General features: G+C 65.5%; 18 protein-coding genes. 12 read left to right on the top strand and 6 right to left on the bottom strand.

Going from position 1 to position 20,145, the window contains the following annotated elements; all coding sequences use genetic code 11:
- Positions 1 to 44 precede the first annotated feature (44 nt).
- On the top strand, positions 45 to 1,226 hold the full coding sequence (locus KH389_RS12550; protein WP_058540218.1) for an acetyl-CoA C-acetyltransferase: 1,182 nt from the start codon (positions 45 to 47) through the stop codon (positions 1,224 to 1,226).
- Between the two features lie 111 nt (positions 1,227 to 1,337).
- Here the strand turns inward: KH389_RS12550 and KH389_RS12545 are convergent, their stop codons facing one another.
- The 3 genes from KH389_RS12545 to KH389_RS12535 are packed head-to-tail and all read right to left on the bottom strand — an operon-like array spanning position 1,338 to position 4,489.
- Positions 1,338 to 2,129, bottom strand: a complete 792-nt coding sequence (locus KH389_RS12545) for a transglutaminase family protein (protein WP_058540219.1) — start codon at positions 2,127 to 2,129, stop codon at positions 1,338 to 1,340.
- Positions 2,126 to 3,076 carry an alpha-E domain-containing protein gene (locus KH389_RS12540; RefSeq protein WP_043861214.1) on the bottom strand — a complete coding sequence of 317 codons (951 nt, stop codon included), beginning with the start codon at positions 3,074 to 3,076 and terminating at the stop codon, positions 2,126 to 2,128. Before KH389_RS12540 ends, KH389_RS12545 begins: the two co-directional genes overlap by 4 nt.
- Positions 3,077 to 3,079: 3 nt before the next feature.
- Complete coding sequence (locus tag KH389_RS12535; RefSeq protein ID WP_043861213.1) at positions 3,080 to 4,489, bottom strand: circularly permuted type 2 ATP-grasp protein; 1,410 nt, start codon at positions 4,487 to 4,489, stop codon at positions 3,080 to 3,082.
- Positions 4,490 to 4,791: 302 nt separating this feature from the next.
- Here KH389_RS12535 and KH389_RS12530 point away from each other — a divergent pair, with 302 nt between their 5' ends.
- The gene (locus tag KH389_RS12530; protein WP_043861212.1) at positions 4,792 to 5,673 is read left to right on the top strand and encodes a bile acid:sodium symporter family protein; all 882 of its coding nucleotides are present in this window, start codon (positions 4,792 to 4,794) and stop codon (positions 5,671 to 5,673) included.
- A gap of 90 nt (positions 5,674 to 5,763) precedes the next feature.
- Here KH389_RS12530 and KH389_RS12525 read toward each other — a convergent pair whose 3' ends face one another.
- Positions 5,764 to 7,029: an NTP/NDP exchange transporter gene (locus KH389_RS12525; protein ID WP_213607421.1), complete on the bottom strand. Its 1,266-nt coding sequence runs from the start codon at positions 7,027 to 7,029 to the stop codon at positions 5,764 to 5,766.
- Positions 7,029 to 7,949 carry an aldo/keto reductase gene (locus KH389_RS12520; protein WP_043860616.1) on the bottom strand — a complete coding sequence of 307 codons (921 nt, stop codon included), beginning with the start codon at positions 7,947 to 7,949 and terminating at the stop codon, positions 7,029 to 7,031. The genes KH389_RS12525 and KH389_RS12520 overlap by 1 nt, the downstream gene beginning before the upstream one ends.
- A 130-nt stretch (positions 7,950 to 8,079) precedes the next feature.
- Here KH389_RS12520 and KH389_RS12515 point away from each other — a divergent pair, with 130 nt between their 5' ends.
- The 4 genes from KH389_RS12515 to KH389_RS12500 are packed head-to-tail and all read left to right on the top strand — an operon-like array spanning position 8,080 to position 11,534.
- Positions 8,080 to 8,679 (top strand): paraquat-inducible protein A, encoded by a 600-nt coding sequence (locus KH389_RS12515; RefSeq protein ID WP_043860615.1) that lies wholly within the window; start codon positions 8,080 to 8,082, stop codon positions 8,677 to 8,679.
- Positions 8,676 to 9,308, top strand: coding sequence for a paraquat-inducible protein A (locus tag KH389_RS12510; protein WP_043860614.1), 633 nt, complete (start codon positions 8,676 to 8,678; stop codon positions 9,306 to 9,308). Before KH389_RS12515 ends, KH389_RS12510 begins: the two co-directional genes overlap by 4 nt.
- The gene (locus tag KH389_RS12505) at positions 9,301 to 10,956 is read left to right on the top strand and encodes a PqiB family protein (RefSeq protein WP_100632732.1); all 1,656 of its coding nucleotides are present in this window, start codon (positions 9,301 to 9,303) and stop codon (positions 10,954 to 10,956) included. Before KH389_RS12510 ends, KH389_RS12505 begins: the two co-directional genes overlap by 8 nt.
- A 17-nt stretch (positions 10,957 to 10,973) precedes the next feature.
- Entirely contained in the window at positions 10,974 to 11,534 is a 561-nt protein-coding gene (locus KH389_RS12500) for a PqiC family protein (protein ID WP_123753060.1), read from the top strand.
- A gap of 18 nt (positions 11,535 to 11,552) precedes the next feature.
- Here the strand turns inward: KH389_RS12500 and KH389_RS12495 are convergent, their stop codons facing one another.
- Positions 11,553 to 13,250 (bottom strand): sulfatase-like hydrolase/transferase, encoded by a 1,698-nt coding sequence (locus KH389_RS12495; protein ID WP_058540222.1) that lies wholly within the window; start codon positions 13,248 to 13,250, stop codon positions 11,553 to 11,555.
- Positions 13,251 to 13,658: 408 nt separating this feature from the next.
- Here KH389_RS12495 and KH389_RS12490 point away from each other — a divergent pair, with 408 nt between their 5' ends.
- Genes KH389_RS12490 through KH389_RS12465 form a run of 6 tightly spaced genes read left to right on the top strand, consistent with a single transcriptional unit; the run spans position 13,659 to position 20,140 of the window.
- Positions 13,659 to 15,011 (top strand): UDP-glucose dehydrogenase family protein, encoded by a 1,353-nt coding sequence (locus KH389_RS12490; RefSeq protein WP_043860610.1) that lies wholly within the window; start codon positions 13,659 to 13,661, stop codon positions 15,009 to 15,011.
- On the top strand, positions 15,008 to 16,090 hold the full coding sequence (locus KH389_RS12485; RefSeq protein WP_213607420.1) for an NAD-dependent epimerase: 1,083 nt from the start codon (positions 15,008 to 15,010) through the stop codon (positions 16,088 to 16,090). Before KH389_RS12490 ends, KH389_RS12485 begins: the two co-directional genes overlap by 4 nt.
- Positions 16,087 to 16,833: a sugar transferase gene (locus tag KH389_RS12480; protein WP_043860608.1), complete on the top strand. Its 747-nt coding sequence runs from the start codon at positions 16,087 to 16,089 to the stop codon at positions 16,831 to 16,833. The genes KH389_RS12485 and KH389_RS12480 overlap by 4 nt, the downstream gene beginning before the upstream one ends.
- On the top strand, positions 16,834 to 17,481 hold the full coding sequence (locus KH389_RS12475) for a CpsD/CapB family tyrosine-protein kinase (protein WP_043860607.1): 648 nt from the start codon (positions 16,834 to 16,836) through the stop codon (positions 17,479 to 17,481).
- A 23-nt stretch (positions 17,482 to 17,504) separates the two neighbouring features.
- Positions 17,505 to 18,527: a polysaccharide biosynthesis/export family protein gene (locus KH389_RS12470; RefSeq protein WP_043860606.1), complete on the top strand. Its 1,023-nt coding sequence runs from the start codon at positions 17,505 to 17,507 to the stop codon at positions 18,525 to 18,527.
- Positions 18,528 to 18,547: 20 nt separating this feature from the next.
- Positions 18,548 to 20,140 carry a GumC family protein gene (locus KH389_RS12465; RefSeq protein ID WP_043860605.1) on the top strand — a complete coding sequence of 531 codons (1,593 nt, stop codon included), beginning with the start codon at positions 18,548 to 18,550 and terminating at the stop codon, positions 20,138 to 20,140.
- Positions 20,141 to 20,145 lie beyond the last annotated feature (5 nt).

The raw sequence follows: 20,145 nt of genomic DNA, 5'->3' as shown, positions 1-20,145 counted from the left end.
GCGCAACACTCACGCCACTGGACCACTAACAAGGAGAATATTCCATGCAAGACGTCGTCATTGTCGCGGCCACTCGTACCGCCATCGGCAGTTTCCAGGGTTCGCTGGCCGCCATCCCGGCCCCGGAGCTGGGCGCAGCGGTGATCCGCCGCCTGCTGGAGCAGACCGGGCTGGCCGGCAGCGAAGTGGATGAGGTGATTCTGGGCCAGGTGCTCACCGCCGGCAGCGGCCAGAACCCGGCGCGCCAGGCCGCGATCAAGGCCGGCCTGCCCCATGCGGTACCGGCCCTGACCCTGAACAAGGTCTGCGGCTCGGGCCTCAAGGCCCTGCACCTGGGCGCCCAGGCGATCCGCTGTGGCGACGCCGACGTGATCATCGCTGGCGGCATGGAGAACATGAGCCTGGCCCCCTACGTGCTGCCTGCCGCGCGCACCGGCCTGCGCATGGGCCATGCCAGCATGATCGACAGCATGATTAGCGACGGCCTGTGGGATGCCTTCAACGACTACCACATGGGCATCACCGCCGAGAACCTGGTGGACAAGTACGCCATCACCCGTGAGGCCCAGGACGCCTTTGCCGCCGCCTCGCAGCAAAAGGCCTGCGCGGCCATCGAGGCCGGCCGCTTTGCCGACGAGATCACCCCGATCCAGATCCCGCAGCGCAAGGGTGAGCCGCTGGTGTTCGCCACCGACGAACAGCCCCGCGCCGGCACCACCGCCGAGTCGCTGGCCAAGCTCAAGCCGGCGTTCAAGAAGGACGGCAGCGTGACGGCGGGCAACGCCTCGAGCCTCAACGACGGCGCAGCGGCGGTGCTGCTGATGAGCGCGGCCAAGGCCAAGGCCCTGGGCCTGCCGGTACTGGCGCGCATTGCGGCCTATGCCAATGCGGGCGTGGACCCGGCGATCATGGGTATCGGCCCGGTCAGCGCGACCCGTCGCTGCCTGCAGAAGGCCGACTGGTCGCTGGATCAGCTGGACCTGATCGAAGCCAACGAAGCCTTCGCGGCCCAGGCGTTGTCGGTGGGCCAGGAGCTGGGCTGGGACGCGAGCAAGGTCAACGTCAACGGCGGCGCGATTGCCCTGGGCCACCCGATCGGTGCCTCGGGTTGCCGGGTGCTGGTGTCGTTGCTGCACGAGATGATCAAGCGTGATGCGAAGAAGGGCCTGGCAACCCTGTGCATCGGTGGTGGGCAGGGTGTGGCGTTGGCCATCGAGCGCGCCTGACCCTCGATCTGCAGCGCCTCGTCGCGGGTCAAGCCCGCTCCCACAGGGGCCCCGGCAATCCTGTGGGAGCGGGCTTGACCCGCGATGGCGTCGACACCTTGCATCGCCTGGCTACTGCACCTGCACCATCAGTTCCACCTGCACCTTGGCCAGCATGTGCTCCATCCCCCCGCCCCGGCGCATTCCGCGCACCGGGCACGCATCCAGGTAATCCAGCCCCACCGCCAGCTTCAGGTGGCGCTCGGGCCTGGCCAGCCGATTGGTGATATCGAAACTGTACCAGCCCTCCCCCAGCCAGGCTTCGGCCCAGGCATGGCTGGCCAGGTGCGTGGCGTCCTCGGTGCACAGGTAGCCCGACACATAGCGCGCCGGGATACCCAGGCTGCGCACACAGGCCAGAAACGCATGGGTATGGTCCTGGCACACCCCCGCCTGCCTGGCGAACGACTCGGCTGCGGTAGTGCCCACCTCGGTCGTGCCGGGGCTGTAGGGCATGTGCTCGGCCAGCGCATTCATCAGCTCGATCAGCGCCGCCCTGTCGCGCCGCTCGCCGCAATGCTGTGCGGCAAACGCCAGCAGCGCATCGTCGGCGGCGGTCAGCGGGCTGCTGCGCAGAAACGGCAGCGGTGACTGCAGGTCCGGCTCCACCTCGCGGGTGGGGTCGATCTCCACCTGGCCGTGGGCGCACAGCACGATCTCGCCGTGGGGCTCGTCCAGGGTCAGTACATGCAGCACGTTGCCATAGGGGTCGAGCTGGCTGCGCACCTTGCGCGGCATGTCCACCTGCCAGTCGATGACCCGCTGGCGCTCGCTGTCCTGGGGCGTGAGGCGCAGGAACTGGATGCTGGTGCACACCTCGTTGGCATAGCTGTAGGTGGTGTCGTGGCGAATGGACAGTTTCATACCACCTCCAGGTAGGCGTCGTGAATGGCCTGGCCCAGGTCGCGGACCTGATCGATGAACTCGATCAGCCAGGCGTGCAGGCCTGCATCGAGGATCTCGTCGATGCCGGTGTAGCGCAGGCGAGCGTTGAGGCCGGCGGCCAGGCGCTGCGCCGGGCGGCCGTTGATGCCGGGCAGGTTGGACAGCTCAAGGTCCAGCTCCTGGATGCAGGCATGCAGCGAGCGCGGCACCTCGGCGCGCAACAGCAGCATTTCCGAAACCTGCTCGGCGTTCGGTGCGTTGCGGTAGATCTCGTTGAACGCCTCGAACGACGACAGGGCGCGCAGCAAGGCGCTCCACTGGTAGTAGCCACGGGCCGACTTGTCGCTGACCTCCTCCGACTCCTCGCCAAACATCTCGTAGCGCGCATCCAGCAGACGCAAGGTGTTGTCGGCGCGCTCTATGAAGGTGCCTAGGCGAATGAAGCCATAGGCCTCGTTGCGCATGATGGTGCCCGAGGTGGCCCCGCGAAACAGGTGCGAACGCTCCCGCACCCATTCGCAGAACTGGCTGATGCCGTAGCGGCCCAGGCCGTTGCCGGCAATGGCGCGCATCTCCAGCCAGGTGGCATTGATGTTCTCCCACATGTCGGCGGTGATGCGCCCGCGCACGGCGTGGGCATTGCTGCGCGCCGCACGCAAACAGCAGTAGATGCTGCCGGGGTTGGCCTCGTCCAGGGCAAAGAAGTGCAGCATGTGCTCGGTGTCGAGCGCGCCGTGGCGGGCCTTGTAGTCTTCCAGCGTGCCGGCCGCCAGCAGCGACATGGCCAGCTCCGCGTGGCCGTCGCTGCGCCCGGCCTGGGGCATCAGCGACAGCGAATAGCTCACTTCGAGCATGCGCGCGAGGTTTTCCGCGCGCTCCAGGTAACGCGACATCCAGTAGAGGTCTGCAGCGGTTCTTGAAAGCATGGTTCAGTCCTCCACCACCCAGGTGTCCTTGGTACCGCCGCCCTGCGACGAGTTGACCACCAGCGAGCCTTCGCGCAGCGCCACCCGCGTGAGGCCGCCGGGCACCAGGCGAGTCTGGCTGCCCGACAGCACGAACGGGCGCAGGTCGATATGGCGCGGGGCAATGCCGCTTTCGACAAAGGTCGGGCAGGTGGACAGGCACAAGGTGGGCTGGGCGATGTAGTCCTGCGGGCGGGCCTTGAGGCGCAGGCGGAATGCTTCGATCTGCGCTGCCGTCGACGCCGGCCCCACCAGCATGCCGTAGCCGCCCGAACCCTGGGTTTCCTTGACCACCAGGTGCTCCAGGTTGGCCAGCACATGGGACAGCTCGGCCGGCTTGCGGCACTGCCAGGTGGGCACGTTCTTCAGGATCGGCGCTTCGTCCAGGTAGAAGCGGATCATCTCGCCCACGTAGGGGTAGATCGACTTGTCGTCCGCCACCCCGGTGCCGACCGCATTGGCCAGCACCACGTTGCCCAGGCGGTAGGCGGCAATCAGGCCGGGCACCCCGAGCATCGACTCGGGGTTGAAGGTCAGCGGGTCGAGGAAGGCGTCATCCAGCCGGCGGTAGATCACGTCCACCGGCTGCGGGCCGCAGGTGGTGCGCATGAACACGCGGTCGTCACGCACGAACAGGTCGGCGCCTTCCACCAGTTCCACCCCCATTTCGCGGGCCAGGAACGCATGCTCGAAGTACGCACTGTTGAAGCGCCCCGGGGTCAGCACCACCACCGTGGGGTTGTCCAGCGGGCTGGCGCTCCTGAGCGTGTCGAGCAGCAGGTTGGGGTAATGGTCGATGGGCGCGATGCGCTGGGCGGCGAACAGCTCGGGGAACAGGCGCATCATCATCTTGCGGTCTTCGAGCATGTAGCTCACGCCGCTGGGGGTGCGCAGGTTGTCCTCGAGCACGTAGTAGCTGCCGTCGCCATCGCGCACCAGGTCCACCCCCGCGATATGCGCATAGAGGCCCCTGTGCAGCCCCAGGCCGCGCATGGCCACCTGGTAGCCCTCGTTGGCCAGCACCTGCTCGGCCGGGATGATGCCGGCCTTGAGGATGCGCTGTTCATGGTAGATATCGGCCAGGAACATGTTCAGTGCCTGCACCCGCTGGATGCAGCCACGCTCGATTACCTGCCATTCGCTGGCCTTGATGCTGCGCGGAATGATGTCGAACGGGATCAGGCGTTCGGTGCCCTGCTCGTCACCGTAGAGCGTGAAGGTGATGCCTGCGCGGTGGAACAGCAGGTCGGCTTCGCGGCGGCGTTGCGCCAGCAGTTCCAGCGGCGTGTCCGCCAGCCAGCGGGCAAACTCGCGGTAATGCGGGCGACACTGGCCCCCTGCGGCATACATTTCGTCAAAAAAAGCTCCGGACATACCCCACTCCTCGCCGTGTTCGTAACGGCTTCTTCTAATTGGCTGCTGTCTTCCAGTACCCGGGCCTTTCAACAGACTTTAGCAAGGGCTGTGCCCAACGCCCGGGAATCGCTCTGCCACGCCCCTTGAGCGCGGCGGGCGACCCGAGCGGTGCATGCATTTGCCCCATAACGGTGCGCGCAACCTGCCCGGTGCCCGCTGCGCACCTTTTCGTAAAGACTTGTATCTACGGGGCCTCCCCAGCAGCACATGGCGATCTGGTGGCCTAGAATGCCGACACCTCTTTTCTGCGAGTTGCTGCCATGACCGCTTCGCCATTGCTGACCGCCTTCCTGCCCGTTGCGCTGGGCATCATCATGTTCGGCCTGGGGCTTTCGCTGACCCTGGCCGACTTCGCCCGGGTGGTGAAATACCCCAAGCCGGTGGTCATCGGCCTGGTGTGCCAGATCCTGCTGCTGCCCTTCATCTGCTTTCTGATTGCCAACGGTTTTGGCCTGGCACCGGCCCTGGCGGTCGGCCTGATGCTGCTGGCGGCCTCGCCCGGCGGCACCACCGCCAACCTGTTCAGCCACCTGGCGCACGGTGACGTGGCGCTCAACATCACGCTGACGGCGGTGAACTCGCTGATCGCGATCCTGACCATGCCGCTGCTGGTCAACCTGTCGCTGAGCTACTTCATGAGCGCCGACCAGGCCATCCCGCTGCAGTTCGCCAAGGTGCTGCAGGTGTTTGCCATCGTGCTGGTGCCGGTGGCGCTGGGCATGCTGGTGCGGCGCCTGACCCCGGCCTTCGCGGCGCGCATGGAGAAACCGATGAAGCTGGTGGCGGCGCTGTTCCTGGCCGGCACGGTGATGCTGGCGCTGATGAAAGACTGGGCCACGGTGGTCGAGTACGCGCCCCTGGTAGGCGCAGCCGCGCTGTTGTTCAACCTGGTGAGCCTGGGGCTGGGCTACTATGTGCCGCGGATGCTGAAGATTCCGAAGCGCCAGGCCATCGCCATCGGCATGGAGATCGGCATCCACAACGGTACGCTGGCGATTGCACTGGCGCTGAGCCCGACCCTGCTCAACAACTCGACCATGGCCATTCCGGCGGCGCTGTACAGCCTGATCATGTTCTTTACCGCCGCCGGGTTTGGCTGGTGGGTGAGCCGCAACCCGGAACCGGTGGCAGTGCTCGACTGACTGCACGGCAAGGCCGGCTGCTACGGGGTTCTGTGAACGGCGCAACCCCCTGTAGGCGCCGGCCTTGCCGGCGAAGCAAGCCAACACCGTTCAATTGCGTTGCTCCAATCGCCGCTGCCGTCTGCCCAGCCAGCCCCCGGTAGCCGCCCACCCCAGCGCAATCCCCGCCCCGATCAGCATCGCCAGTTGCGGGTGCTCACCCAGCACATCCAGCCCGCGCTTGACCCAGCCACTGAGCGCATCGCCACCGCGATAGACCACCGTGTCGATGAAGTTCTTGGCGCGGTACTTCTGCTCGGCCGGCAGCACGGTGTACAGCATCTCGCGCCCCGGCCGTACCAGCGCATACTCCCCCGCACGGCGCACCACCATCACTACCACGAACACCGCAAACACCGGGGCCAGGGCCAGCCACAGGAAGCCGGCCACCATCACCAGCGGCACCGCCACCAGCAACACGCCCACCCCCATGCGCCGCGCGATGCGCCCTGTGAAAAACAACTGGGTGAGGATCGCCAGCGCCTGCACCACGGTGTCGATCAGGCCGAACACCTGGGTCTGGCGGGTGCGATCGGTAAAGGTCTGTGCCACCAGCCGCGCCTGCTCGAAGTACAGGAAGGTACTGATGCTGGCCAGCAGCACCACGAACAGCGCCAGCATCAAGAGGTAGGGCGAGCGCAGCACCTCGCCGGCCCCGGCGAACGGGTTGCCGCCCAGCGGCCGGGAGCGCGGGTGTTCGGCCTCCGCCGGCAAGGGCGCACGGTCGCGCCAGCGCTGCAGGTAGGTTGCCGCGCCGATGCTGCCCAGCAGAAACAGCGTGGCCAGCAACACCAGCCCGGCATGCCCGACCACGCCCACCAGCAGGGTACCCAGTATCGGCCCCACCAGCCCGCCCAGGCTCGCACCGGCTGCCAGCAACCCGAACAGGCGCTTGGCCTGCTCGTTGCTGAACAGGTCGGCCAGTACGCTCCAGGCCAGCGAGATGCTCAGCAGGTTGAACACCGACAGCCAGATGTAGAACGCCCGGGCCACCCACAGGTTGTCGGGCTGCACCGCGAACACCAGGGCGAAGGCCAGCAGGTTGCTTGCCAGAAAGCCGTAGGTCCAGGGCAGGATCCTGCGCCGCCGGGCCCGCGCCACCACCCAGCCGAACAGCGGCAATGCCAGCAAGGTGACGATGAAGGTGCCGGTGAACAGCCATTGAAGGTTGTCGATGCCGCCGGCCACCCCCATGGTCTCGCGTACCGGTCGCAGCATGAAATAGCCGGCGAACAGCAGGAAGAACAGCGCAAGGCCGCCCACCACCGCCGGGGTTTCGTCGTCGTGAAAGGTGAACAGCCGGCCCAGCAGGCGCATCAGCCGAACATCTTGATCAGCGCCTGCTGCCGGGCCGTGTCGAGCAACGCGCCACTGCCGGCCTTGAGCTGGTCGCGTTGACGGTCCGGGCGGCTGGTGGCCGGGATCACGGTCGTCACTGCCGGGTGACTGAGGGCAAATTTGAGAAACAGCTGCGCCCAGCTGCCGATGCCGGCTTCGCTGGCCCAGCCCGGCAACGGCTGGCCCTTGACCCTGGCAAACAGCCTGCCATCGTCGAAGGCGCGGTTGATCAGTACCGCCACGCCCTTGTCCTGCGCCAGCGGCAGCACCGTGCGCGCGGCGCCAGGCGCATTCACCGAATAGTGGATCTGGATGAAGTCCAGCGGCTCGCGGCGCAGGATGCGCTCCAGTTCGTCCAGCCCGCCATCGGTGTAATGGGTAACGCCCACGTAACGGGTCTTGCCCTGGGCCTTGAGTTCACGGGCGTAGGGCAGTTGGCGCTGCCAGTCGCGCAGGTTGTGCACCTGCAGCAGATCGACCTTGTCGGTGCGCAGGCTGCGCAGCGTCTGGGCCCATTGCGCCTGCGCCGCAGCCTGGCTGTCGGCGGCGATCTTGGTGGCCAGGAAGGTGCGCTCGCGCCAACCGCCCTCCTCCAGCAACTGGCCCAGTATCGCGTCGGCGCCGCCATAGTTGGGCGAGGTATCGATGACCCGGCCGCCACCGTCGAAGAACACCTGCAGCACCGCTTTGAGCTGCTGGTACTCGGGGGAACCCGCCGTCACCTCGAAACTGCCCGAGGTGCCGGCGCCGATCACCGGCAAGGCCTCGCCGGTGGACGGCACCTTGCGCTCGAGCAGCGCCGTGTGGGGCTGCGCCAGGGCGTGCGGGCGGCTCAGCAGCAGCCCCAGGCCAGCGGCCAGGGCAGCACTGGTGGCGAGAAAACGGCGACGCGTAGGCATGCGCAGGCCTCCTGCAAAGCGGCGTTGGAAGGGGTCAAAGGGTCAAGCATAGACCATGGCCCAACGGCGCCGATTTGCTCAATTGCCATGCGCTTCTATATTGAGCTAGTCCCTGTTGCGAGTGCCAAGCGTGGCCAGCACCGATCGGTTGATCATCTGCGAACACTGCGACTGCGTGTATGAACGGGTCGAGCTCGCCAAACACCAGAAAGCGCTATGCCTGCGTTGCGGCGCCGTGCTGCAGCGCCATAACGGCCTGGATGTACAGCAGCGCCTGGCGCTGAGCCTCACTGCAGCGATCCTGTGGATGTTCGCCAACTTCTACCCGGTGATGAGCATCAGCCTGCAAGGCCTGCACAACAGCGCCACGTTATGGGACTCGGTGCGCGCCCTGGCCACCGGGCCGATCACCTTCATCGCCCTGGTGGCCGCCATCGCGATCATCATCGCGCCGATGTTCCAGCTGTTGCTGCTGCTGTGGGTGCTGGTGCATGCCCTGGGCCGACGCCGCTCGCCGGCCTTCAGCCTGTGCATGCGCTGGCTGGAAACCCTGCGCCCGTGGAGCATGCTGGAGGTGTGCCTGCTGGGGTCGATGGTGGCGGTGTTCAAGCTGGCCGGGCTGCTCGATGTGCTGCCAGGCCTGGGGTTGATCGCCCTGGCCGCCCTGAGCCTGCTGATGATCCGCCTGGCCGGGCGCGATATCCGCGACCTGTGGGTGTACCTGTCTTGAACGCGCCGCCGCTGGCCAGCGAGCTGGGCCTGGTGCTGTGCCATGCCTGCGGGCTGGCCTGCGACAACCGCGACCACCCCACCCAGTGCCCTCGCTGCGCAGCGCCGCTGCATGAGCGCAAGCCCGAGTCGCTGACCCGAACCTGGGCGTACCTGATCGCCGCCCTGGTGTTCTACATCCCGGCCAACCTGCTGCCGGTGATGAACACCAAGCTGTTCGGTGCCGGCGACGACAGCACCATCATGAGTGGCGTGCTCGAGTTCTGGGCCCATGGCTCATGGGACATCGCACTGATCATCTTCATCGCCAGCATCGCGGTGCCGGCCACCAAGTTCGTGGCCCTGGGCCTGCTGCTGGTGACGGTGCAGCGCGGCAGTACCTGGGCCCAGCGCCAGCGTTCGAAGCTGTTCCGCTTCGTCGAGCTGATCGGCTACTGGTCGATGCTCGATGTGATCGTGGTGGCGCTGGTTGCCGCGCTGGTCAAGTTCCAGGCCCTGGGCGACATCGAGCCGCGCCTGGGCATTCTGTTTTTCGGCATGGTGGTGGTGTTCACCATGCTCGCGGCCATGAGCTTCGACCCCCGCCTGATCTGGCAACCGCCCAACGGCAAGGAACCCGCGCATGAGTGAAGACAGCAACCACAGCGCGGCACAACCGGCTCGCCCGGCGGTGCAGACCCGGCGCTTCAGCGTGTCGCTGGTGTGGATCGTGCCGATCGTGGCAGTGCTGGTGGGCATCTCGCTGGTGGTGCACAACTGGCTGCAGGAAGGCCCCAGTATCCAGGTCACCTTCAAGACCGGCCAGGGGCTGGAGGCCAACAAGACAGCAGTGAAGTACCGCAACGTGGTGATCGGCCAGGTCAGCGAAGTGGAGCTCAGCCAGGACCAGAAGAGCGTCACCGCCACCATCAAGCTGGTCAAGCAGGCCGAGAACTTCACCCGCCAGGACTCGCTGTTCTGGGTGGTGCGCCCGCGCATCGGTGCGGGCGGCGTAACGGGTATCGACACGCTGTTCTCCGGTGACTTCATCGGCGCCGATGCCGGGCAGTCGGACACCCGCGCCAAGACCTTCACCGGCCTGGAGACACCTCCGCCAATCACCTACGGCGAACCCGGCAAGCGCTTCAACCTGCATGCCTCCGACCTCGGCTCGCTGGGCGTCGGCTCGCCGGTGTACTACCGCAAGATCCAGGTCGGCCAGGTGGTGTCGTACGCGCTGGACGCCAACGGCAAAGGGGTCAATGTCGAAGTGTTCGTGCACGCCCCCAACGATGCCTTCGTCACCGACAACACGCGGTTCTGGAACGCCAGCGGCGTGGATGTCGAGGTGGGTGCCAACGGCTTTGCCCTGCGCACCGAGTCGCTGTCGTCGCTGATGGTCGGCGGCGTGGCCTTCAGGGCCCCGGACTACAGCCCCGACGACCAGCCGGCAGCCGAGGACAAGACCTTCGAGCTTTTCGACGACCGCCCCGCCGCCCTCGCCCCGCCGGCGGGCAAGGCGCAGTACCTGGCGCTGCGCTTCGACCAGTCGCTGCGCGGGCTCAAGGTGGGCGCACCGGTGGAGTTCCTGGGCATGGAATTCGGCCGGGTCGTCGCCATCAACCTCGACTTCGACGCCAAGACCCGCACTTTTCCGGTGAATGTGGGCATCGTGATCTACCCGCAACGCCTGGGCCAGGCGCATACCAAGATGCTCAAGGTGCTCAATCACAACCCTGACGATGAACAGGCCGGCGTCCGCCTGATGGGCACCTTCATCGACAACGGCCTGCGCGCCCAGGCCCGCAGCGGCAACCTGTTGACCGGGCAGTTGTACATCGCCCTGGATTTCTACCCCAAGGCGCCCAAGGTGACCTTCGACCCGAGCGCGCGCCCCATCACCATCCCGACCATCCCCAGCAGCCTGGAACAACTGCAGGAGCAGTTCCAGGCCATGGTCGAGAAGATCAACAAGCTGCCCATCGAACGCATCGCCGGCAACCTGGACGCCAACCTGGTGGAACTGCGCAAGGCGCTCAAGCAGTTCAACGGCAAGACCCTGCCCGGCATCGAGGGCACGCTGCAGGACATGAGCACCACGCTCAAGAGTGCCAATGCGACCCTGGCCGACGACTCGCCACAGCGTGAGCAGCTGTCGCAGACCCTGGACGACCTGGGCCGCATGACCCGCTCGATGCGCGAGCTGGCCGACTACCTCAAGCGCAACCCCGAGTCGCTGCTGCGCGGGCGGCCCGACAATGCCCCTGCCGATGCCTTGCAACCTTCCTCGCGCCAATGAGCACTGGAGCCCGCCCCATGACCTATCTGCTCAAACCTTCGCTGCTTGGCATCGCGCTGTTGCTGGCGGCCTGTCGCAGCGAGCCGGTGCACTACCACACCCTGGTGCCTGCGCAGCTGCAGGCCGGGGCGACCCGTGCGGTAAACGTGCGCATAGAGTCCATCAGCGTGCCGCCCCAGGTCGACCGCGAGCAGATCGTCGTGCGTCAGGGCGACAGCGGCCTGGCGGTGCTCGACAGTGAATGGTGGGGCGCCAGCCTGGTGGATGAACTGCGCAGCGCCTTGAGCGGCCAGCTCAACAGCAATGCACCGCGCACCCTGGGCCTGCGCCTGGAGGTGCAGCGCTTCGACTCGGTACCCGGGCAATACGCCCTGCTGGAGGCGCGCTGGCGCCTGCGTACCCTGGGCGGCGATGCCAACCGCCCCGCCCTGCGCTGCCACAGCCTGGTACGCAGTGCGGCGGGCACCGGGATTGCCGAGCTGGTAGCAGCCCAGCAACGCAACGTGGCGCGTCTTGCAGGGCTGATAGCCCAGGCGGCCGATGACACCCGGGCCGGGTGCCCGGCCTCCGGTTCCTGAGGCATCGGCCCGGTCAGCTCACTGGGCCGTGCCCACCGGCATGCCCTGCGGCCCCGGTGTGACCACCACGTCCAGGTCGATATGCTTGAACTCGGGCTTGGCACCAAGGCGTGCATTGAAGCGGTAGTTGAAACTGAACGGATCGTTGGTCGGCACGTTGAGCGCGTGTCCGTAGATCGGCTCGACCGCCGCGGCGTCATACCCCAGCAACTGCAGCAGCGTGGGGAAGATGTTGTAGTGGCTTGAGCGGTCCTTGTTGGTCGCCAGTTGCGCCTGCCAGTCCAGGGTCTTCAGGCCCTGGCCCTGGATCACCACCAGCGGCACCAGGCCCTCTTCCTCAACCGGGTTCTCGCCACAATGGGTGTTGAGCCCCGGGTTGCCGCGTTCATGCAGGTCCTGGCCATGGTCGGAGGTGTAGATGATCACCGCCTGGCTCAGGTCGGCCTGGGCAAACAGGCGCTTGAAGAATTCGCCCACGCTCCACAGCACGCTGTTCTTGTACGAGTTGCGGTACAGCACCCAGTCCTGCGGGGTACCACTGAACCCGTCGCGCTGACCGGTATCGGCGATGTCGGCATAGTGGCCCCGCGGCAACGCCGGCGTGTAGGTCATGAACGCATCCGGGTACTTGTCGTGCACCGGAAAATGCACCCCCACCTTGTTGATCACGATCAGTTGCGGCTTGCCGTCGCCCAGCAGCTCCACGAGCTTTTGCAGTGCGGCCATGTCGCGGTCGCGCACCGGGGTGGTATCGAACTGGATGAACTGGTCGATGTCGCGCTTTTCGGTGGCATCCATCAGGTTCTGCAGGTTGCCGCCGGTGCGCTGGCTGTCGATGTAGACGGTGCCAAGCCCGGCCTGTTTGGCGTACTGCCAGATCGACGGCAGGGTCGAGTTGATGCGCAGGTAATCGCTGCGGGTGCCGCCGTAGCGCAGCGTGACGTTGGTGTCGGCGCTGCAATTGGCGATGGAGGCGGCATAGCCGTAGTTGAAGATGCTGGCACCCGGCTGGGGGTGGGTGAGGTTGCTGGTGACCCCGTTGGGGGTATTGAGGTCCAGGTAGTTGCCCGAAACGCTCTCGTCGATGATCAGCACGATATCGCGCGCCAATGGCGGGCCGCTGCGCGCCAGCGTCACTGGCTGGCGCGGGCCCACGCTGTCGTGCAGCGATTCGTAGAGGAACAGGTTCAGGTAGGCCAGCGGCGTGTACATCACCGGCAGGCCGCGTGCGCCCTCGCCGGCACGCACGAACAGGATGCCGGTCAACAGCGCCAGGCCCAGCAGCGGTGCGGCCCACGCCAGGGTGCCGGGCAGCCGCTGCACCGGGTCCGGGCGCAGGCCCAGCCCCAGCAGCAACAGCAGCCCCTTGGCCGCGACCCCCAGGATCACGCTGTGGTACTGCTCAAGCGCCTCGCCGATGAACCCACCCGAATACACCATCGAAACGAAGGCGCTGTAGGTGAGGTATTCGGCGGTTATGCGCGTATAGGCGTCGAAAAACACCGCGCTGGCACAGAACCCCACTGCAAACAGCCAGCGCACCAGGCCCTGGCGTATGTTCGCGCACAGCCACAGGGCAGCCACCAGCAGCACGAATACACCGGCATACAACACCAGTGCCACCCCCAGCCCGATCGCCTCGAGACGCTCGAGGTAGTACGCATGGAAACTCAGAAGGTAGACCAGCAGCAACAGTCCCTTGATGTAAACGCGCATGACTTCCCCGCCAGAAATGTTTCCCCCCAGCCCACTGAGGTTTCCCACACGGTAGCAGGATGCCGACAAAGCGCAAACCACAGTTTGTCAAAAAAATGACGAAATGCAGGGCGCCGATTATGACGTTTTTCAAGCGGGAATCTGATGCATTCGCGAAACAACCCACATTCCACGAGCCACGTTTTACGCGGGCTACGACCGTTCATCGCATTGACAACCGGCCAAGTGCCAGCCCATTTCGACGCTAAGGTACGGATTGGAAAAGGGTTGATGGCAAAACAGTGGAACTCCTACCACCTGTAACTCTACAGATACATGCCATAGGTTTGACACAAACCGGCTCAGCTGGTCTATACCGAATTCACACCCGCTGTTTCACTTTCATTACTCCATACGAGGCACGCCAGCATGGATGTGAGCGTATTTGGCACCGGTTATGTCGGACTTGTGCAAGCTGCCGCTTTGGCTGACGTAGGTCACCGGGTACTTTGTGTCGATGTAGACGCCCATAAAATCAGTCAGTTGCGACAAGGTGTTCCACCTATTCATGAGCCTGGCCTGTCGGGCATGCTCGAGGAAAACATCAAGGAAGGTCGGCTGTCGTTCAGTACCCAGGCCAGCGATGCCGTCGCCCACGCCGAGCTGATCTTCATTGCAGTCGGCACCCCACCGGACGAAGACGGCTCGGCCGACCTTTCCCACGTGCTGGGCGTCACCCGGCAGATCGCCGGCCTGATGGCGGCGCACCGCACCCTGATCATCAAGTCCACCGTGCCGGTGGGCACCGCCGACAAGGTGGCCGCGCTCGCCCGCGAGGAACTCGACCGGCTGGGCAAGCATCAACTGCAGGTGCGGGTGGTCTCCAACCCCGAGTTTCTCAAGGAAGGCAGCGCCCTGGCCGACTGCATGCGCCCGGATCGGATCATCGTCGGTACCGCCGATGACCAGGCCCAGCAGCAGTTGTCCGAGCTGTACGCGCCGTTCTGCCGCAATCATGAAAAGCTCATGTTCATGGACAACCGCAGCGCCGAGCTGACCAAGTACGCGGCCAACGCCATGCTCGCCACGCGCATCAGCTTTATGAACGAACTGGCCAACCTCAGCGAGTTCCTCGGTGCCGACATTGAATCGGTGCGCAAGGGCATCGGCTCGGACCCACGCATCGGCTACCACTTCATCTACCCGGGCTGTGGCTTTGGCGGGTCGTGCTTCCCCAAGGACCTGCGTGCGCTGCTGCATACCGCCGAACACAGCGGCATGCCGCTGCGCCTGCTGCAGAGCGTGAGCGAAATCAACGACAGCCAGCGCCAGATCCTGTTCAGCAAGCTCAAGCGCAGCTTCCCCGGCAGCCTGAAGGGCAAATCCATCGCCCTGTGGGGCCTGGCCTTCAAACCCAATACCGACGACATGCGCGAAGCCCCCAGCCGCTACCTGATGGAGGCGCTGTGGGCCGAGGGCGCCACGGTGCGCGCCTTCGACCCCGAAGCCATGGCCGAATGCCGGCGCCTGTATGGCTACCGCGACGACCTGCAACTGTGCGCCACCCGTGACGACACCCTGGAAGATGCCGATGCGCTGGTGATCTGCACCGAGTGGAAAACCTTCCGCGTGGTGGATTTCAACCTGCTGGCGCAAAAGCTGCGTCAACGCCTGATCATCGACGGACGCAACCTCTACAGCCCCGAACAGGTGGCAACCTTCGGCCTGACCTACAGCGGCATCGGCCTGCGCCAGGTACAACCGCAGGTATCGGCGCCATGAGAATACTGGTCACCGGTGCGGCCGGCTTCGTCGGCGCACACTGCACACTGCGCCTGTTGCGCGACGGCCATCAGGTCGTGGGCCTGGACAACTTCAACGACTACTACGACCCCGCGCTCAAGCAAGACCGCGTGCGCTGGGTCCAGGCCCAGGCCGGCGATTTCGACCTGCGCCGCCTGGACCTGGCCGACGGCCCAGGCATCGAGGCGCTGTTCGCCGAGGTCGCCCCCGAGGTGGTGATCCACCTGGCCGCCCAGGCCGGGGTGCGCTATTCGCTGGACAACCCGCGCGCCTACGTGGACAGCAACCTGGTGGGTTTCCTCAACATGCTTGAGGCCTGCCGCCGCCATCCGGTGCAGCACCTGCTGTATGCCTCCTCAAGCTCGGTGTACGGCAGCAACCAGCGCACACCCTATGCCGTGCAGGACGCAGTGGACCATCCGCTGTCGCTGTACGCCGCGAGCAAGAAGGCCAACGAACTGATGGCCCATAGCTACAGCCACCTGTTCGGCATCCCCACCACCGGGCTGCGCTTTTTCACGGTGTACGGCCCGTGGGGGCGCCCGGACATGTCGCCCATCCAGTTCGCCCAGGCCATCAGCCAGGGCCACCCGCTCAAGCTGTTCAACTACGGCCAGCACCAGCGCGACTTCACCTACATCGACGACATCGTCGAAAGCCTGGTGCGCCTGATCCCGCTGGCCCCGGTCAGCGACCCGGCCTGGGACCGCCTGGCCAGCGACCCGGCCAGCAGCCACGCGCCCTGGCGCATCTACAACATCGGCGGGCAACGGCCGGTGGCGCTGACCGACTACGTGGCGCTGCTGGAAAAACACCTGCAGCGCACCGCCCAGGTCGAGTTGCTGCCCCTGCAGCCAGGTGACGTGCTGGACACCTGCGCCGATGCCAGTGCCCTAGCCCAGGCCACCGGCTTCACCCCGTGCATCTCGCTAGACGAAGGGCTGCGCCGCTTCGTCGCCTGGTTCGTCGATTATTACGCGCACACGCCCGACGACGCTGTGCGGTCCATCGGGCAAACGCCGGTTGCCGCGCCCGAGCATCAACGGAGGGTGGTATGACAGGCCAACAGAAAAGTGCTGAAACCCAGGCCCTGCGCCAGGACAAACGCATGGACCCCAATCACCGCATGCGCATCGATGCGGCGATTCACATGCAGGGCCGTGGCTGGATGACCGGGCGCGCCGGCGGGCGGCCTTGGACGCTGTCGCGCACCAACCGCGTACTGTCGTTCATCGGTGCGCTGATGATCGTGCTGTTGATTTCACCGCTGCTGCTGGTGCTGGCCGTGCTGGTCAAGCTGAGCAGCCCCGGCCCGGTGTTCTTCGTGCAGCAGCGCACCGGCTACCGCGGGCGCAGCTTCGGCATGTACAAGTTCCGCACCATGGTCGCCAACGCCGAGGACCTCAAGGAGTCGGTGCGCCACCTGAACAAGCACGGCGCCGACGCCATCGACTTCAAGATCGACAAGGACCCGCGCGTAACCCGCATCGGCAGCTTCCTGCGGCGCAGCAGCCTGGACGAGCTGCCCAACCTGTTCAACGTGATCCGCGGCGAAATGCGCCTGGTGGGCCCTCGCCCGACCTCCTTCAACGCCTATCGCTACAAGGACAGCCACCTGGCGCGCCTGAGCATCTACCCCGGCATGACCGGCCTGTGGCAGATCTCGGGGCGCAGCAACATCGACTTCGACCAGCGGGTCGAGCTTGACCTGAGCTACATCGCCGAACAGAGCTTGAGCCTGGACCTGAAGATCCTGCTCAAGACCCCCTTCAAAGTCTTCAGCGGCCACGGAGCAAGTTGAATGGACGGTTCTACTTCGAGAAGTCTGACCATCGCCACCCCCAGCGAAACCAACCTGACGTCCACCGTGCTGGACCAGGAGCAGCGCGTGCTGTTGCTGACCGCGGCCAATACCGGCAGCGGTACCAGCACCAGTGCGCTGGCCTTCGCCAAGCAGCTGACGCTGATGAGCGGCGGACCGGTACTGCTGGTGGACAGCAGCCCTACCAGCAACAGCCTGACCCAGCAGATGGGCCTGCAGAAGCTGCCCGGCTTTCGCGACCTGCTGTTCGAGCAGGACACCCCGCCCGTGCTGCAGGACTGCCTGGTGCGGGTGTCCGACCAGCCTTTCGACATGCTGCCGTGCGGCCAGTACCGGCGTGGCAACGAACGCCTCAACCCGGACCGCCTGCGTGCCCTGCTGAGCCAGCTCAGCGCGCACTACCGCTTCGTGGTCATCGACGGCGAGGCGGTGTACTCCAGCGTCGACAGCCTGGTGATCGGCACCCTGGTCGATGGCGTGATCCTTGTGGTCACCGCCGAGGACACCCGCTGGGAGGTCGCCCAGGCCGCCGCCCAGCGCCTGACCCAGGCCGGCGCCAAGCTGATCGGCAGCGTGTTCAACCGACGCCGCTACTACATGCCCAAATGGCTTTACAACAATCTCTGAGCAGCCAGGCTAAGGATGACGCTATGAATGTGAAACTGTTCGCCCTGCTGGCGCTGCTGCCTCTGGCAGCCTGCACCAGCCAGGAGCCACGCCAGATGCCGGTGCAGATCATGACTGCCAACGCGGCCAACGCCCAGGACACCGAGCTGCCACGCGGCGAGCAGGCGCTGCGCCCGGGGGACGTGCTCGATGTGATCTTCCATATCAGCACCAGCGGCTCGCAGGCCTATCGCATCCAGCCCGGTGACACCGTCGGCCTGGGCTTCCTTGCGGCCAGCTCGCTCAACGGCAACCAGCTGGTGCTGCCCGATGGCACCATCGAACTGCCACGGGCCAACACCTCGGTGAACGTCGCCGGGATGACCCCGGACGAAGCGCGCCAGGCCATCCAGCAGGCCTACCGCAACAAGCGCCTGTTCCAGCCCAACCGCGACCAGATGACCGTGCAGGTGATCAGCCCGCTGACCAACGAACAGAACCTCAAGAGCGCCCTCAACCACCCCGCCACCGGCATGAGCCGCGAGATCACCGTGGGCACCGACGGCCAGGCCAGCTTTCCGGAGGTGGGCGCGGTGCCGCTGCAGGGCATGACCGTCACCCAACTGCAGACCTTCCTCAACAAGCGCTACGCCGACCTGCCCGGGCGCATGACGGTGGACGTGATGCTCAAGTCCACTGCGGTCAACGAGATCTATGTGCTCGGTGAGGTGGCCCAGCCCGGCGCCTATCCGATCCGGCGCCCGGTATCGGTGCTCGAAGCCCTGACCCTGGCCCGCGGGCCCAGCCTCAAGGCCCGGCTCGACTCGGTGGTGATCATGCGGCGCAACGGCAACCAGGTGCAGGCCGTGCCCTACAACGTCGACAAGGCCCTGGACGCCAGCGCCGCGCAGGTGGCCTACCTGCAGCCCGACGACATGCTCTACGTGCCCAAGACCAAGCTGGCCAGCGCCGGCGAACTGGCCCGGCAACTGGCCGACGTGGTGCTGTTCCAGGGGGTGGGCTTCAGCTTCTCCTACCGCGTCGACAACAAAGACAGCGATAACTAAACCCAGGCAGGTGCACGCGCATGACTACCAAAGAAAACTACCTGCATGAATTCTTCAGGATCCTCTTCGCCAACCGTCAGTTGGTGAAGCGGGTATTCCTGGTGTTCGCAGTGATTGCCCTGTTGCTGCCGCTGGTGCTCAAGCAGAGCTTCGACATCACGGCCGAAGTGATCGTGCAGTCGAAAAAGCTCTCCCAGAGCGATACCAACACCGCCCTGGCCCAGGAGACCGACAAGTTCATTCCGCCTTCGCTGGCCGACATGGAGACCGAGAGCAACATCCTGCGTTCACCCACGCTGATCCGCCAGACCATCACCCAGCTGCGCGACGAGGGCCTGTATGACGTGCCCCCCGGCCTGCTGCAGCGCCTGGTGTTCGGGCCGATCCGCAGCCTGATCGTCAACCCGCTGCGCGAGTATGTGGTCAACCCGGTGCGCAGCCTGTTCGGGCTGGAGGTCGACCCGGTACGCGATACCCAGCTCGACACCCTGACCGACGACGCGATAAAGGACCTGAAGATCGAGACCCTGCCCGGCTCCAACGTGGTGTCCATCACCTACAGCTTCCCCGACCCCAAGGTCGGTACGCTGTTTGTCAGCCGTCTGCTCGACAACTACCTGCGCAACCGCCAGAACCTGCAGTCCAACGAACTGCCGCAGGAGTTCTACGAGCAGAAGAAGATGCAGTACCAGGTGCGCATGGATGACCTGGAAAGCAAGCGCTTGGGCATGCTCGAAGGCATCGGCTCGTCCGACCCCAAGGAAGAGATCACCTTCCGCCTCAATGCCATCAACACCGAGGAACAGGCACTCAACCAGTACCGCGATCGCCTGCTGCAGAGCCAGCAGTGGCTGGAATACCTCAAGACCAGCCTGGCTGCGGCCAGCAACGCCAACATGCGCGACTTCGCCTTCCCCTTCACCTTCACCCAGACCGTCGACAACGTGGCCTTCGAGGACCGCGAGATCAAGCAACTGGGCGAGCAGCTGACCACCCAGGTACTGACCTACGTCAGCGACCTGGCAGTGTTCCAGCCCGGCAGCGAGCAGATGCTGCTGCAGCGCGAGCAGATCGCCAAGACCCGCCAGCAGTTTCTCAAGATCGTCGCCAACCGTATCCAGGAGCGCGAGAAGGACCTGGCCGTGGTGCAGAACGTGATCGCGCAGAAAACCCAGCGCATCGCCGACTACAAGAGCCGCGTGCACCAGTTGCAGGAAACCCAGAGCAAGGCGCGTCAGCTGGACACCGAGATCGATGCCCTGCACAAGGCGTTCTTCACCTACACCCAGCGCTACGAGGAAGCCCGTGGCGAGCGCCTGCTGTCGGGTGACGTGTCCAACGCACGGATTCTCAGTGCGCCCTATGAGCCCGCCGAGCCGGCCTTTCCCAAGCCGATGCTGATCATTCCGTTCGGCATGCTGACCGGCCTGCTGCTGGGCATCGCCCTGGTGTACGTGCGCGAGTTCTTCGACCATCGCTTCAAGCACCCGGCGCAGATCACCCAGCAGCTGGGCTTGCCGGTACTGCTGGTGATCAACGACCAGACCCCGGAAACGCACAACCCGCACAAGGGCTGGTCGCTGCCACGGCTGGTGCACTGGGTGCGCAATTGAACGCA

It is taken from the genome of Pseudomonas qingdaonensis, assembly GCF_018398475.1.
Classification (GTDB): Bacteria; Pseudomonadota; Gammaproteobacteria; order Pseudomonadales; family Pseudomonadaceae; genus Aquipseudomonas; species Aquipseudomonas palmensis.
This window is presented reverse-complemented; position numbering and strand designations above follow the sequence as displayed.